The sequence below is a fragment of the Vibrio sp. Isolate32 genome (assembly GCF_022397955.1).
Classification (GTDB): Bacteria; Pseudomonadota; Gammaproteobacteria; order Enterobacterales; family Vibrionaceae; genus Vibrio.
On record NZ_JAKEUQ010000008.1, the window covers coordinates 265802 to 280594 of the forward strand.

Consider the following 14793-nt stretch of genomic DNA (forward strand, 5'->3'; position numbering starts at 1 on the left):
AGTGATATCAGCCCTTTGTATTATCTGAGTCGATCAACCAACGATAGTCATTAGTTGCCTAGCATCGGGATCATTTTAGTTTTTCTAGATCCGCTTCGATCTCAGCGATCTTGCTAGACACCACCTTCTCTAAATGACGTAAGTCGGTCAGGATCTTCTGTTTTACATCCATCTCAGTCGTTGGCGTAGGTTTGGTGATCTTATTAAGCTCATCAATCACAAGTGTGAGGTTGCGGTTAATCTCAGTCACTTCTTTGTATTGATTATTACCACCGCTAACAAGCACACTTTTTACTTGTCGTGGGTACTTAAACTTAACGCTTTTCGCGAACAGCTCGCCTTTCTGCTTACGAAAATAAATCTTAAGGATATCTTTGTGTGCTTCTTGGCGAAGGGAGTAACGTTCAATCTGTTTAGGCTCGTGGATACCTAAGCCAGTGAGGTTTGGATACATAAGCGACCTCTAGTTTATGAATGTAATACTTTTATGTAATTGACTTAATCAATGTAGCAGCCTAACGACGAGCTAGATAGTTGATATCTGTGAATTGATTGTAAGTTGTGGGCAAGATCGCTCTCTATCTTCGCCCACACTTATTTGGTCATTAAACCGGCGAGTTGTACTCCATTAGCGTTCTAAGGTGCAAGCTCGGAAACATGCTCGGTTAGCCTTTCCCTGAGCGCCTGTTCTTGCTCTTCAGAAAGTCGCCCACCTGTGTCGCTGGTCAGAATAAACAAATCCTCTGCACGTTCGCCAATGGTCGTAATTTTAGCGCCATGTAGGTTGATACCTAACTCTGCGAAGGTTGCACCAACTTGTGCCAGTAACCCAGGCGTATCGAGTGCTCTTAGTTCCATCAAGGTACGTTTTTTACTCTTGGTTGGTAGGAACTCAACCAGAGTCTTGACCTTAAAGTGTTGTAAGTTACGCGGTGTACGACGTGTTTTAATCTTTGTAGGGCGACCATCGGCTAGAACATGGGTTAGGTGTTTTGCGACAGCCTTGTGTCTTGCTTCGTCAATCGCATTGCCATGCTGGTCTAGCACGATAAAGGTATCAAGAACATGACCATCTTTGCTCGCCATAACCTGAGCGTCATGAACGTTGAAGTTACGTCTGTCGAGCTCGGCAACCACGGTAGCAAACAGTGCTGCTTGGTCTTTGCAGTAAACAAAGACTTCTGTTCCGCCACGTGTCGCTTTTTTGCTGATCAAAACCAAAGGTTGACTTGGATCTTCTAGGCGCAGTAAATGCTCACAATGCCATGCGATCTGCTTGTGGGTGTGACGCAAGAAGTAGTCGGCTTTAAAACGTTGCCATAACACTTCAATCTCACGAGCGGTGAAGCCTTCTTTGCGCAGTAGGGCGGATGCCATTTGTTGGTTGTGACGAATACGGTCTCGAACGTCGACCGGGTTTTCCAAGCCGCGGCGCAGTGCACGCTGAGTTGAGTGGAATAGTTCTGCGAGTAGGGTGCGTTTCCAACTGTTCCATAGCTCTGGGTTGGTTGCACAGATGTCGGCAACGGTTAAGCAAACAAGCAGCTCTAGTGATTCTTCGTCACGGACCTTTTTAGCGAATTCGGTTATCACTTCTGGATCGTAGATATCGCGACGTTGGGCAGTAACAGACATCAACAAGTGGTTTTGTACTAGCCATGCCACTTGCTTTGCTTCTGGTTTTGATAGGCCATGCTCAATACAGAAAGAGTACGCTTCGACCGCACCAATCTCTGAGTGATCACCACCGCGACCTTTACCGATATCGTGGAAGATAGCGGCTAGGATCAGCAGCTCTTTCTTCTGCACTCGTGGGTAGACTTCACAACAGATAGGGTGCTTGTCGTGGTTTTCAATTTGACCAAAGCGATTGATGTGCTTGAGCAGTCGAATACTGTGCTCATCCACGGTGTAAACATGGAACAGGTCGAATTGCATCTGGCCGACGATCTGGCTCCACTGCGGTAGATACGCTGAGAGCACGCCCAATTTGTGCATCAAGCTAAACGCTTTGTGCAATGCATTGGGGTGGCGAACCAAGGTCATAAACTTCTCACGCGCTTCTGGAATAGTATGCAGGAAGCGGTTGAGCCTGCGACGTGCCGTACGCAGTTGTCGCAATGTGGGAGGGCTAACCCCTTCAATGGAAGAGTCATTGGCGATATGGATAAACATATCGAGAATGGTTTCCGGCCTTGCTTGGAATAGGGCAGGTTTGCGCGCTTCTATCAGTGAGCCTCGACGCTGGAAGTCATTATCGAGAATTTCAGCTTCTTCTGTCTCGCCACCATTAATGATCGCTTGGTCGAAGAGCTTGAGCAGCATTTTGTTGAGCTCTGCCACGCGGCGAAGGGTTCGATAAAACTCCTTCATCATCATTTCGACACCGCGGTTACCTTCACCCGTATAGCCAAGGTGTTCAGCGACTTGTGCTTGATGGGCAAACGTCAGGCGATTGTCGTAGCGGCGCAGTTCAATGTGCAGTGCGAAGCGAACGCGCCATAAGAAGTCTTGGCATTCTACGAGCTCACGATACTCAGCATCAGTAAGGAAGCCGTACTTGCTCATTTCAAGCAGAGAGGTCGCACCGAAGTGGCGACGTGCCACCCAGCTGAGAGTGTGGATGTCTCGTAGGCCGCCTGGCGTAGACTTGATATCAGGTTCAAGGTTGTAAGTGGTATCGTGGTAGCGCGCATGACGCTCTCTCTGTTCTTGAATTTTTGCCTTGTAGAAGGTCTCACTTGGCCAAAATGAATCGGAATGAATCTTCAGTTTAAGTTCTTGAAAGGTATCTTCACTGCCACACAATAAGCGTGATTCTTGTAGGTTGGTGGCAACGGTTAGATCATCGAAACCAATATCAATACACTCAGCAATGGTACGCACTGCGTGGCCAACTTCGAGCCTTAAATCCCACAGCAAGGTGATGAACTGACTGACTTTTTCACCTAGGGCTGGTGGCAATGTTTTTTGAGATACGATTAAGATATCAATGTCTGACAGCGGGTGAAGTTCACCACGACCATAACCGCCCACAGCAACTAGCGAAATATGAGGTAGGTTGCTAAAACCGAAGTGCTCCCATAAGCGTCTGAGTAACAAGTCCATGTATTCAGAGCGGAGCAATACCAAGTCAGTAACAGGGTGGTGATTTAGGAATTCATTTTTTTGGTACTGCGTGAAGATCTCGAGCTGATTTTTTAATTCGCAGATTTCAATTTGTTCGTCATTGAACGTAAGAGGGCATTGATAAGGCATAGTCTGCTATCCGTGCAAGCAAATGAGAATATTAAACAATTTACCAGAAGCTGGTGGAAAATCGAAATTGAGCGGATAAAAAAATATCCTCGACAATGCGAGGATATTTTTAAAGGTTTGATGCGTTTAGCTCAGTGAACTAAGCGTTTTTCATGATACGTGGAATGGTATCATCGCTACGCAGTGTTAGAACTTCACAACCTGTGTCTGTTACGACTAGTGTGTGCTCCCATTGAGCCGAGTTCTTGCTGTCTGCTGTGTACACTGTCCAGCTATCTTCGTCATCAAGACGGCAGCCAAACTTACCGGCGTTGATCATTGGCTCGATAGTGAAACACATGCCCGCTTTCAGTACTGTGCGGTCGTTGTTCTTGTAGTGTACAACTTGTGGATCTTCGTGGAACTCAGAACCGATACCGTGACCGCAGTAATCTTTAACAATAGAGAACTTAGCGCGAGGGTTGTTCTTGTTGTTGGTCTTGATGTACTTCTCAATCGCCGTACCGATTTGACCAAGTTGAATACCTGGCTTCACTTGGCGCATACCTTCGTAAAGTGCTTCTTGAGCAACCATGCACAGACGCTTGTTTGCAGGTGATACTTCACCCACAAGGAACATCTTAGACGTATCACCGTGGTAGCCTTGAGGACGAGTGCTTAGATCTGCATTTTCGTCGTCAGGGATGATTACCGTAATATCTACGTTAAGGATGTCGCCATCTTTAAGTACTGCAGGCTTAAATTGACCTGTGCTACCAGTTTCGTCTTGTGATGCCGGGATACCGTGACACACGATGTGGTTGATAGACGTACAGATAGACTTAGGGAAACCGTGGTAATCAAGTGGTGCTGAGTATGCGCCTCTTTCTAGAGCGTAGTCATGACAGATTTGGTTTAGCTCTTCTGTCGTTGTACCTACTTGGATGTGAGGTTCGATCATCTCTAGAATTTCAGCAGCCAGTTTGCCGGCGACGCGCATTTTTTCAATTTCTTCAGCAGTTTTAATTTTTACAGCCATTGCATATCTCTTAATTTGGTAGCACCTAAGTGTGCATATTGGGGCTATTCTATCAGTGCAGCAATTTAGCGCAACATTACCATGTCCGTACAATACTGGAGGATACTGTTAACGTGATTAAATAATGTTCGGATAACAGATGCAGAAGCCGCTTCATATAGACACTATTTTATAGAGGAAATTTACCTTTAGAGATCAGTATAGCAGTCGCCATTTTTCGATTTTTTTCTAGCCATAGATAGACAAAATATGGTATAAAGCGCGCCGGACATCAGGACTGTTTTCTCCAACTGGCGAAACAGGCTTTGGTATCCACTAACTTATATCTTTAAATCACACACATTCCGTCACATGTTCCGGGGTGCTTCAACAACTAAAGATAACGGCTGAAAAGTGGTTAGTTGTTAGGGGTCGGATTCATGGGGGATGTGGAGGCCTAACCCCATAGAGGATTTTAAAATGGCAACTGTATCAATGCGCGATATGCTTAAAGCTGGTGTTCACTTCGGTCACCAAACTCGTTACTGGAACCCAAAAATGAAGCCATTCATCTTTGGTGCTCGTAACAAAGTACATATCATCAACCTAGAAAAAACTGTACCAATGTTCAACGAAGCTCTAGCAGAAATCGCTAAAGTTGGTGAGAAGAAAGGTAAAGTTCTTTTCGTTGGTACTAAGCGCGCTGCATCTGAAGCTGTTAAAGAAGCTGCTGTAAACAGCAACCAGTTCTACGTTAACAACCGCTGGTTAGGCGGTATGCTAACGAACTACAAAACTGTTCGTCAGTCTATCAAGCGTCTGAAAGAACTTGAAGCGCAAGCTCAAGACGGTACTTTCGACAAGCTAACTAAGAAAGAAGCTCTAATGCGCACTCGTGAAATGGAGAAGCTAGAGAAGTCTCTTGGTGGTATCAAGAACATGGGCGGCCTACCAGACGCTCTATTCGTAATCGATGCTGATCACGAACACATCGCAGTTAAAGAAGCAAACAACCTAGGTATCCCAGTTTACGCTGTAGTTGATACTAACTCTAACCCAGACGGCGTTGACTTCGTTATCCCAGGTAACGACGATGCAATCCGTGCAGTACAGCTTTACCTAAACGCTGCTGCAGACGCGGTTAAAGAAGGTCGTAACAAAGACGTTGCTGCTGTAGCTGCTGAAAAAGATGGTTTTGTAGAAGCTGAATAATAGCGGCTCTGAATCACGCTTGGCTTAGCTAATATAGATTTTGAAATCTTTATTAAATGTAAGCTAAGTTATAGTTAGATCGGGGGCCTCATTTTGGCCCCTGATTTTTACCTTATTTTCGAATCAACCGAGGAATAGAGAATGGCAACTGTAACTGCTGCTCTAGTTAAAGAACTTCGCGAGCGCACTGGCGCTGGCATGATGGAATGTAAGAAAGCGCTTGTAGAAGCAAACGCTGACATCGAACTAGCAATTGAAAACATGCGTAAATCTGGCGCAGCGAAAGCAGCTAAGAAAGCTGGTAACGTTGCTGCTGAAGGCGCAATCATCATCAAAGAAGAGAACGGTGTAGCTGTTCTTCTTGAAGTTAACTGCCAAACTGACTTCGTAGCAAAAGATGCTAGCTTCACTGCATTCGCAGAAGAAGTAGCAGCTGACGCAGTAGCTACTCAAGCTTCTGTAGAAGAGCTACAAGCTAAGTTCGAAGAAACTCGCGTTGCTCTAGTTGCAAAAATCGGCGAAAACATCAACATCCGTCGCGTAGCATACGTACAAGGTGCTGCTCTAGCTTCTTACCGTCACGGTGAGAAAATCGGTGTTGTTGTAGCTGGTGAAGGCGAAGCTGAAACTCTTAAGCACGTTGCTATGCACGTAGCTGCTTCTCGTCCTGAGTTTGTTAACCCAGAAGACGTACCAGCAGACGTAGTTGCTAAAGAGAAAGAAGTTCAAGTTGAAATCGCTATGAACGAAGGTAAGCCTCAAGAGATCGCTGAGAAAATGGTTATCGGCCGTATGAAGAAATTCACGGGCGAAATCTCTCTAACAGGTCAAGCTTTCATCATGGAACCTAAGAAAACTGTTGGCGAAATCCTTAAAGAAAAAGGCGCTGCAGTATCTAACTTCGTACGTCTAGAAGTTGGTGAAGGTATCGAGAAAGCTGCTGAAATGAGCTTCGCTGACGAAGTTGCAGCGGTACAAAAAGGTTAATCCTTAGCGTATTGTTTGAAAAAAGACCGTGGCAAATGCTGCGGTCTTTTTATGAATAGTGAACTATTTTTGAAGGCAACGTTAGTGGTTATGAATGCAAACTGACTTACTCAGTTTTTATCCATGACTGTTAATCATCAACTCTTTGGAAGGTAAACTCCATGACTACGAACCCTAAACCAGCGTATCAACGTATTCTGTTAAAACTTAGCGGTGAAGCGCTACAAGGCGAAGAAGGTTTTGGTATTGACCCAACGATCCTCGATCGTATGGCTCAAGAAGTAAAAGAATTGGTTGAACTAGGCGTTCAAGTTGGTGTTGTTATCGGTGGCGGTAACCTGTTCCGTGGTGCTGGTCTTGCTGAAGCTGGCATGAACCGCGTTGTTGGTGACCACATGGGTATGCTTGCAACAGTAATGAACGGCCTTGCTATGCGTGACGCTCTGCACCGTGCTTACGTAAACGCACGTGTAATGTCTGCAATCCCTCTAAAAGGTGTGTGTGACGACTACAACTGGGCAGATGCAATCAGCCAACTACGTCAAGGTCGCGTTGTGATCTTCTCTGCTGGTACTGGTAACCCATTCTTTACTACTGACTCTGCTGCATGTCTACGTGGTATCGAAATCGAAGCTGACGTAGTTCTAAAAGCGACAAAAGTAGATGGTGTATTTACTGCTGACCCAGTAGCAAACCCAGACGCAGAGCTGTATGATACTTTGTCTTACAACACAGTTCTTGAGAAAGAGCTTAAAGTAATGGACTTGGCTGCATTTACGCTAGCACGTGATCACAAAATGCCAATCCGTGTATTTAACATGAATAAGCCAGGCGCACTACGCCGCGTGGTTATGGGTGAAACTGAAGGTACATTAATCAGCGACGCTGACTAATTTTTCGGGCTTACTGGGGGCTATACTCTGGTAAGCTTTATCCTTATCACTCCAAATAAAAAGCTTTCTTGAAGAAAGAACATAATCAAGGTGAAATTGTGATTAACGAAATCAAAAAAGACGCTCAAGAGCGCATGGAAAAAAGTGTTGATGCACTAAGAAACAGCCTGCAAAAGATTCGTACAGGTCGTGCACACCCAAGCCTACTTTCTGGCCTTACAGTAGAGTACTACGGTGCACCAACGCCTTTGACTCAAGTTGCTAACGTTATTGCTGAAGACGCACGTACTCTAGCAATCACAGTGTTTGATAAAACACTAACGCCTCTAGTTGAAAAAGCGATCATGACATCTGACTTAGGTCTAAACCCTATGTCTGCGGGTACGGTTATCCGTGTTCCACTTCCACCGCTAACGGAAGAGCGTCGTAAAGACCTAGTTAAAATCGTTCGTGGCGAAGCTGAAGGTGGCCGTGTTGCTATCCGTAACATCCGTCGTGACGCGAATGGCGATCTAAAAGCACTTCTTAAAGATAAAGAAATCTCTGAAGATGAAGATCGTAAAGCACAAGACGAAATTCAAAAGCTAACTGACGCTGCGGTTAAGAACGTAGACGAAGTTCTAGCAACTAAAGAAAAAGAGTTGATGGAAGTTTAATTTTCCATATTCTTTTCTTTCCGGAAAAACGCTGTACTCACTGTTCAGCGTTTTTTTATGCTACTCTGTTCGACTATTAGAATTTGATTCACTCTTTTATGCATAATTCTCAAGCGTTCACAGACTCTCTTCCTAAACACATTGCTGTCATCATGGATGGTAATGGTCGCTGGGCAAAAGCTCAGGGCAAGCCTCGCGTCTTTGGTCATAAAAACGGTGTTCAAGCCGTTCGTAAAACCATCTCTTCTGCTGCCAGATTGGGCATCAAAGCCGTTACACTTTTCGCATTCAGTAGCGAGAACTGGCGTCGACCAGAGGAAGAAGTGGGTATTTTGATGGAACTCTTTATCTCCGTGCTTTCAAGTGAAGTGAAAAAGCTCCATAAAAATAATCTACAACTGCGTGTTATTGGTGATAAAAGTCGTTTCAATGATCGACTACAAAAGAAAATTGAAGAAGCGGAAGCTTTGACTAGCACCAATACCGGTATGGTTATCAATATCGCCGCGAACTACGGTGGTAAGTGGGATATTCAGCAAGCGATGACTTCAATCGCTCAACAGGTAAAGTCTGGCGATATTAATGTAGAAGACATTGATGAAGCTATGATTACACAGCACCTGACAATGGCGGATATTCCTGAAGTTGATCTTCTGATCCGCACCAGCGGTGAATGCCGCATTAGTAACTTCATGCTTTGGCAGTTGGCTTACGCCGAAATGTATTTTACTGAACAATTCTGGCCAGACTTTAATGAAGACAGCTTAGTAGAGGCTGTGACTTGGTTTGTAAATCGTGAGCGCCGTTTTGGCTGCACCGGTGAGCAGATTAAAGCTCTGATGGACAGTTAATAAGGATTTTTTGGTTTGAAACAACGAATTATTACGGCGTTGATTTTAGCTCCCCTAGTTATTCTAGGAATTTTCGAGTTATCACTTCCTACGTTTATCCTTTCATTAGCGGTTATCTCGCTATTAGGTTACTGGGAATGGACTCAATTTGTTGAAAGCAAATCGCGTTATTTAGCGTTGATTCCAACGGTTGTGGTAAGTGCTGCAAGTTTTGCTTTTATTCCTTTTGATGCATTTAGCCTAAATAACTTATCGAGTGCTCACTACGCCATTTTAACGATTGGTTCTATTTGGTGGGTAATCGCAAGTGGTATGGCAGTGACTTATCCTAAGTCTATGCCTGCATGGAAAGACTCCTCGTTTCTTCGTCATGGTTTTGGTGTACTAACTCTGCTGCCATTCTTTTGGAGTGTAGTGATTTTGCGCGCTAACGGTATTGACGTTGATCCATACCACGGCGCAAAACTCGTGATGTTTGTGTGTCTACTTGTGTGGGCTGCAGACAGTGGCGCTTACTTCTCTGGTAAGAGCTTCGGTAAGCGTAAAATGGCACCAGCCGTTAGCCCGAACAAGACAATTGAAGGCCTTATTGGCGGTATCATCACCGCAGTGATTGTGGCTTGGATTTTTGCTGACTTGTTCAATATCCAATTCTCAAGCCCTTTACACATGATTGTGATTACACTTGTGACCGTTGTTATCTCTGTTCTTGGTGACCTTGTTGAAAGCATGTTCAAGCGTGTTTCTGGGGTCAAAGACAGCAGTAATCTGATTCCTGGTCATGGTGGTATACTAGATAGAATCGATAGCTTAACGGCTGCATTCCCTGTCTTTGCTCTGCTTTACTTAGCATTCTAATTAAAAGGGCAGTGAATCTGCCCTTTATTACATTTCTACGGTCATATGTGATGCGAAATCTAACTATCCTAGGCGCAACTGGCTCAATTGGTGCAAGTACACTAAAAGTCGTTGAGCAAAACCCAGACCTTTATTCAGTCGTTGCGCTGGCTGCTGGCTCGAATGTTGAAAAGATGCTGGCGTTAGTAGAAAAGTGGCAACCAAGCTATGTTGCTATGGCTTGTCCTGATGCTGCATCTCAGCTCGCTGACACCTTGTCCATCAATCACCCTAATATCCAAGTACTCTCAGGCTCTGAAGGCATGTGTAAGGTTGCCTCTTTGGATGAAGTGGATACGGTGATGGCTGCGATTGTTGGCGCGGCAGGCTTGCTTCCTACTATGTCAGCAGTTAAAGCGGGCAAACGTATCCTGCTGGCAAATAAAGAAGCCTTGGTGATGTCTGGACAGCTGTTTATCGATGCTGTGGAAAAGTACGGTGCTGAGCTTCTTCCTGTAGATAGTGAACACAATGCTATCTTCCAATGCTTGCCACAAAACGTTCAAACTAATTTAGGTCGCTGTGATTTAGAAGCTAATGGTATCAACCATATCCTACTAACCGGTTCTGGTGGCCCTTTTCGTTATACCGATGTCGCTGAGCTAGAGTCAGTGACTCCTGAACGCGCTATCGCACACCCTAACTGGTCTATGGGGCCTAAGATCTCTGTCGATTCTGCGACTATGATGAATAAAGGTCTTGAGTACATTGAGGCTAAGTGGCTATTTAATGCGTCTCAAGAGCAGTTAAAGGTGATTATCCACCCTCAATCTGTGATCCATTCTATGGTTCAGTACAAGGATGGTTCAGTACTTGCTCAAATGGGTGAACCAGATATGGCGACACCTATCGCACTGACGATGTCGTACCCTGAACGTACTGAAGCGGGTGTTAAGCCTCTGGATTTCACTAAAGTCGGTGAGCTGACTTTTTTAGAGCCTGATTTCAACCGTTACCCATGTTTGAAATTAGCCATTGAAGCGTGTTACTTAGGTCAGCATGCAACGACAGCGATTAACGCAGCAAACGAAATTGCGGTCGACGCTTTCTTGAACAATCAGGTTAAATTTACCGATATTGCAGCCATTAACGAACATGTTATGAGCAAAGTATGTGAACAACATAACTCTGAAGGCTTAGATAGCTTGGAAAGCCTGCTTGAGCTAGATAATATGTCTCGTCAAATAGCCATTCAATTTATTAAAGAGCAGCTAGCATGAGTGGAATTCTGTGGAACTTCGCATCTTTTATCATAGCGCTTGGCATTCTGGTCGCGGTTCACGAGTTTGGACATTTCTGGGTTGCTCGTCGTTGTGGTGTAAAAGTTGAAAAATTCTCGATTGGTTTTGGTAAATCAATCTGGAGCAAAGTAGGCCGCGATGGTACGGAATACAGCTTGTCCGTGATTCCACTGGGCGGCTACGTAAAAATGCTCGATGGTCGTGTCGAGGACCTGTCAGAAGACGAGCAGCAGTACGCGTTTGATAAAAAGCCACTGTGGAAGCGAACCGCGATTGTCGGTGCTGGACCAGCGTTTAACTTCATCTTTGCTGTGTTTGCATATTGGTTAGTATTTTTGATTGGTGTGCCGGCGGTTAAGCCCGTGATTGGTGAGGTAACTCCACAATCTATTGCTGCACAAGCCGGAATTGAAACTGGGATGGAACTTAAATCTATTTCGGGAATCAAAACCGCAGATTGGGAATCAGTCAATATGGGTTTGATATCTCATATTGGTGATCAATCGATGACAGTAACGGTGTCTTCGCAAGACGATATCGGCTTTGAGCAGCAATTGACGTTGGATATTTCAGACTGGTCGTTCAACCCAGAAACTGAATCTGCGATGACAACGCTTGGCTTTAGACCATACTCTCCAGAGATCTCGACAGTGCTGGCTCAAGTGATTGATGATGGTGCTGCTTACTCTGCTGGTCTAGAAGCGGGCGACCAAATTGTTGAAATTAATGGTCAACCAATTGAGCAGTGGCAATCAGTGGTTGAGTTAATTCGCTCGAACCCAATGGCACCATTAGATGTTGTCGTATCAAGAAACGGCAGTGAGCAATTACTCGTTATGACACCGAAAAGCCGTGAGCTTTCAGATGGTTCGACAATCGGCTATGCGGGTATTGCTCCGGAAGTCGCAGAATGGCCAGAAGATTATCGCTTTGAGTTACAATTTGGTGTAATTGAGTCTGTAGGAAAAGCATTTGATAAAACAGGTCAAATCATTGGTCTGACGCTTACTATGCTGAAGAAGCTCATCGTTGGTGATGTTGGCTTAAACAACTTAAGTGGCCCGATTTCGATTGCTAAAGGCGCAGGCACAACCGCCGATTACGGTTTGGTTTATTTCCTCGGCTTTTTAGCGCTGATCAGTGTTAACTTAGGTATTATTAATTTGGTTCCGCTGCCTATGCTTGATGGCGGACATTTGCTCTTTTTCGCTATTGAGGCCGTTACTCGTAAACCAGTCCCTGAGAAAGTTCAGGAGATGGGGTATAGAGTGGGAGGGGCTATCCTCTTCTCTTTAATGGCTCTGGCAATATTTAACGATTTTACTCGTCTGTGAATGGTTTCTCACAGGCATTGGTAGTAGCAAGGAATAATTAGAATAACTATGGCGATTAAGCAAATTCTGTTCGCAAGTCTATTAGCCACCAGTGTGGCTGCGAATGGAGCACAAAACTTTGTAGTTCAAGATATCAAGATCGAAGGTTTACAGCGTGTTGCACTTGGTGCAGCTCTACTGAAAATGCCAGTACGTATTGGCGATGAAGTAGATGAAAGCGATGTTTCTGAGATCATTCGTGCACTGTACGCTTCGGGTAACTTTGAAGACGTTAAAGTCCTTCGCGATGAAGGTGTATTGATTGTTCAAGTGAAAGAACGACCAACCATCGCAAGTATCTCTTTCTCGGGTAACAAAGCGATCAAAGAAGAACAACTTCAACAGAACCTTGATGCATCTGGTGTTCGTGAAGGTGAAGCTCTTGACCGAACTACGCTAAGTAATATTGAGAAGGGCCTTGAAGATTTCTACTACAGTGTTGGTAAATACAACGCGACAGTAAAAGCGGTTGTAACTCCTCTGCCACGTAATCGTTCTGACCTTAAATTTGTATTTACTGAAGGCGTTTCCGCTAAAATTCAGCAAATTAACTTCATTGGTAACGAAGTGTTTACTGATGAAGAACTGCTTAGCCGCTTCAATCTAAATGTAGATGTGGCTTGGTGGAACTTCCTAGCTGATGAAAAATACCAGAAGCAAGTGCTTGCTGGTGATATTGAAGCGCTTAAATCTTACTACCTTGACCGTGGTTACCTGAAGTTTAAGGTTGACTCTACGCAGGTAGCGATTTCTCCAGATAAGAAAGGCGTTTACATTACGCTTGGCTTAGATGAAGGCGAAGCTTACACAGTTAAAGACGTATCATTCCGTGGTGAGCTTATTGGCCGCGAAGCTGATTTTGAAGCGCTTGTCCCATTTGAAGATGGTGATACTTATAACGGTTCTTCTGTGACATCACTGGAAGAAGGCGTTAAGCGTATTCTTGGTGAGTCTGGTTATGCGTATCCGCAAGTTCGTACGATTCCAGAATTCAATGACGAGACCAAAGAAGTTTCATTGGTTATTAATGTAGAAGCGGGTAGCCGTATCTACGTGCGTGACATTCGTTTTACAGGTAACAACTCGACAAAAGACGAGGTGTTACGTCGTGAAATGCGTCAAATGGAAGGCAGCTGGCTTAACTCTAAATCGATTGATACCGGTAAGAGCCGTCTTAACCGTCTAGGTTTCTTCGAAACGGTTGATGTACAAACCGTTCGAGTTCCAGGCAGCGAAGACCAAGTTGATTTGGTTTACAACGTTAAAGAAGCAAACTCGGGCAGCATCAACTTTGGTGTCGGCTACGGTACTGAATCTGGTGTGAGCTTCCAGGTTGGTCTTCAACAAGACAACTTTGCGGGCTCTGGTAACCGTGTTGGCGTAAGTGCCATGATGAACGATTACCAAAAGAACGTGAGCTTAGACTACCGTGACCCATACTGGAACCTAGATGGTGTGAGCTTGGGCGGTAAGATCTTCTACAACGAGTTTGAAGCATCTGAAGCGGGTATCGTCGACTATACCAATCAAAGTTATGGTACGAGCTTAACATGGGGCTTCCCTATGGATGAGCTGAACCGCATTGAATTTGGTGTTGGCTACACACACAACAAGATCGGTAACGTACCGACTTATATCCAGGTTGAACAGTTTGTGAGAAGTATCGACCAATACGGTGACGAGCACATCTTAACTGATGACTTCGATATCAATATTTCTTGGACGCGTAACAACTTGAACCGTGGTTTCTTCCCAACAGAAGGTAACCACCAACGTGCTTTCGCTAAAATGACGGTACCTGGCTCTGATGCTCAGTACTTCAAAATGCAGTACGATGTAAAACATTACATCCCGCTGACCAAAAAGCATGAGTTCACACTATTGATGCGTGGCCGATTAGGCTATGGTAATGGTTATGGTCAAACGGATGGTAACGATAACTTGTTCCCATTCTACGAGAACTACTATGCGGGTGGTTTTACAACCCTACGTGGTTTTGGCTCTAATTCGGCTGGTCCGAAAGCTGTTTACGGAAGCAGCATAGGTAACAACCCAACCTACGACACCGTTACCGATGATTCAGTCGGTGGTAACGCGGTCGCTTTGGCAAGTTTAGAGTTAATCGTACCTACGCCATTTGCTTCTGATGAAGCTCGTAGCCAGATTCGTACCAGTGTCTTCTTTGATATGGCAAGTGTATGGGATACCGAATTCGTAGACCGCGGTGCACCTAACAGTGGCAGCCAGTACTACTACGATTACTCTGACCCAACGAATTACCGTTCATCTTATGGTGCCGCTCTTCAATGGATGTCACCGATGGGCCCACTGGTTTTTTCTCTAGCGAAACCAATTAAAATTTACGAAGGTGATGATGAGGAATTCTTCACATTCACCATTGGTAGAACTTTCTAATATTTAAAGGACA

The 14793-nt window shown here is 44.8% G+C and carries 12 protein-coding genes; 9 read left to right on the forward strand and 3 right to left on the reverse strand.

Annotated elements, in window-relative coordinates; genetic code table 11:
* Positions 1-70: 70 nt before the first annotated feature.
* The 3 genes from L1D11_RS09020 to map form a co-directional block, all read right to left on the reverse strand.
* Positions 71-454 (reverse strand): DUF3461 family protein, encoded by a 384-nt coding sequence (locus L1D11_RS09020; RefSeq protein ID WP_004738577.1) that lies wholly within the window; start codon positions 452-454, stop codon positions 71-73.
* Positions 455-636: 182 nt separating this feature from the next.
* Positions 637-3258 carry a bifunctional uridylyltransferase/uridylyl-removing protein GlnD gene (glnD, locus tag L1D11_RS09025; protein WP_102423123.1) on the reverse strand — a complete coding sequence of 874 codons (2622 nt, stop codon included), beginning with the start codon at positions 3256-3258 and terminating at the stop codon, positions 637-639.
* Between the two features lie 139 nt (positions 3259-3397).
* Positions 3398-4276, reverse strand: coding sequence for a type I methionyl aminopeptidase (map, locus tag L1D11_RS09030; protein WP_239833373.1), 879 nt, complete (start codon positions 4274-4276; stop codon positions 3398-3400).
* Between the two features lie 459 nt (positions 4277-4735).
* Here map and rpsB point away from each other — a divergent pair, with 459 nt between their 5' ends.
* The 9 genes from rpsB (at position 4736) to bamA (ending at position 14780) form a co-directional block, all read left to right on the forward strand.
* Positions 4736-5467: a 30S ribosomal protein S2 gene (gene rpsB, locus L1D11_RS09035; protein WP_032546326.1), complete on the forward strand. Its 732-nt coding sequence runs from the start codon at positions 4736-4738 to the stop codon at positions 5465-5467.
* Positions 5468-5608: 141 nt separating this feature from the next.
* On the forward strand, positions 5609-6454 hold the full coding sequence (tsf, locus tag L1D11_RS09040) for a translation elongation factor Ts (protein ID WP_102423122.1): 846 nt from the start codon (positions 5609-5611) through the stop codon (positions 6452-6454).
* 161 nt (positions 6455-6615) lie between these two features.
* Positions 6616-7347, forward strand: coding sequence for a UMP kinase (gene pyrH, locus L1D11_RS09045; RefSeq protein ID WP_004738586.1), 732 nt, complete (start codon positions 6616-6618; stop codon positions 7345-7347).
* Positions 7348-7445: 98 nt separating this feature from the next.
* The gene (gene frr, locus L1D11_RS09050; protein ID WP_004738588.1) at positions 7446-8003 is read left to right on the forward strand and encodes a ribosome recycling factor; all 558 of its coding nucleotides are present in this window, start codon (positions 7446-7448) and stop codon (positions 8001-8003) included.
* A 98-nt stretch (positions 8004-8101) separates the two neighbouring features.
* Positions 8102-8854, forward strand: coding sequence for an isoprenyl transferase (locus L1D11_RS09055; protein ID WP_004738590.1), 753 nt, complete (start codon positions 8102-8104; stop codon positions 8852-8854).
* Between the two features lie 15 nt (positions 8855-8869).
* Complete coding sequence (locus L1D11_RS09060; protein WP_004738591.1) at positions 8870-9712, forward strand: phosphatidate cytidylyltransferase; 843 nt, start codon at positions 8870-8872, stop codon at positions 9710-9712.
* Between the two features lie 50 nt (positions 9713-9762).
* Positions 9763-10971 (forward strand): 1-deoxy-D-xylulose-5-phosphate reductoisomerase, encoded by a 1209-nt coding sequence (gene ispC / locus L1D11_RS09065; RefSeq protein ID WP_239833374.1) that lies wholly within the window; start codon positions 9763-9765, stop codon positions 10969-10971.
* On the forward strand, positions 10968-12326 hold the full coding sequence (rseP, locus tag L1D11_RS09070) for a sigma E protease regulator RseP (RefSeq protein WP_239833375.1): 1359 nt from the start codon (positions 10968-10970) through the stop codon (positions 12324-12326). Before ispC ends, rseP begins: the two co-directional genes overlap by 4 nt.
* Positions 12327-12374: 48 nt before the next feature.
* Positions 12375-14780: an outer membrane protein assembly factor BamA gene (gene bamA, locus L1D11_RS09075; RefSeq protein ID WP_239833376.1), complete on the forward strand. Its 2406-nt coding sequence runs from the start codon at positions 12375-12377 to the stop codon at positions 14778-14780.
* Positions 14781-14793: the final 13 nt, after the last annotated feature.

Bases quoted from the DNA above. Each gene is read 5' to 3' on its own strand.
- L1D11_RS09055 (WP_004738590.1), top strand. From the start codon at position 8,102: ATGCATAATTCTCAAGCGTTCACAGACTCTCTTCCTAAACACATTGCT.
- map (WP_239833373.1), bottom strand. From the start codon at position 4,276: ATGGCTGTAAAAATTAAAACTGCTGAAGAAATTGAAAAAATGCGCGTC.
- rseP (WP_239833375.1), top strand. From the start codon at position 10,968: ATGAGTGGAATTCTGTGGAACTTCGCATCTTTTATCATAGCGCTTGGC.
- ispC (WP_239833374.1), top strand. From the start codon at position 9,763: ATGCGAAATCTAACTATCCTAGGCGCAACTGGCTCAATTGGTGCAAGT.
- rpsB (WP_032546326.1), top strand. From the start codon at position 4,736: ATGGCAACTGTATCAATGCGCGATATGCTTAAAGCTGGTGTTCACTTC.
- pyrH (WP_004738586.1), top strand. From the start codon at position 6,616: ATGACTACGAACCCTAAACCAGCGTATCAACGTATTCTGTTAAAACTT.
- L1D11_RS09020 (WP_004738577.1), bottom strand. From the start codon at position 454: ATGTATCCAAACCTCACTGGCTTAGGTATCCACGAGCCTAAACAGATT.
- tsf (WP_102423122.1), top strand. From the start codon at position 5,609: ATGGCAACTGTAACTGCTGCTCTAGTTAAAGAACTTCGCGAGCGCACT.
- bamA (WP_239833376.1), top strand. From the start codon at position 12,375: ATGGCGATTAAGCAAATTCTGTTCGCAAGTCTATTAGCCACCAGTGTG.
- glnD (WP_102423123.1), bottom strand. From the start codon at position 3,258: ATGCCTTATCAATGCCCTCTTACGTTCAATGACGAACAAATTGAAATC.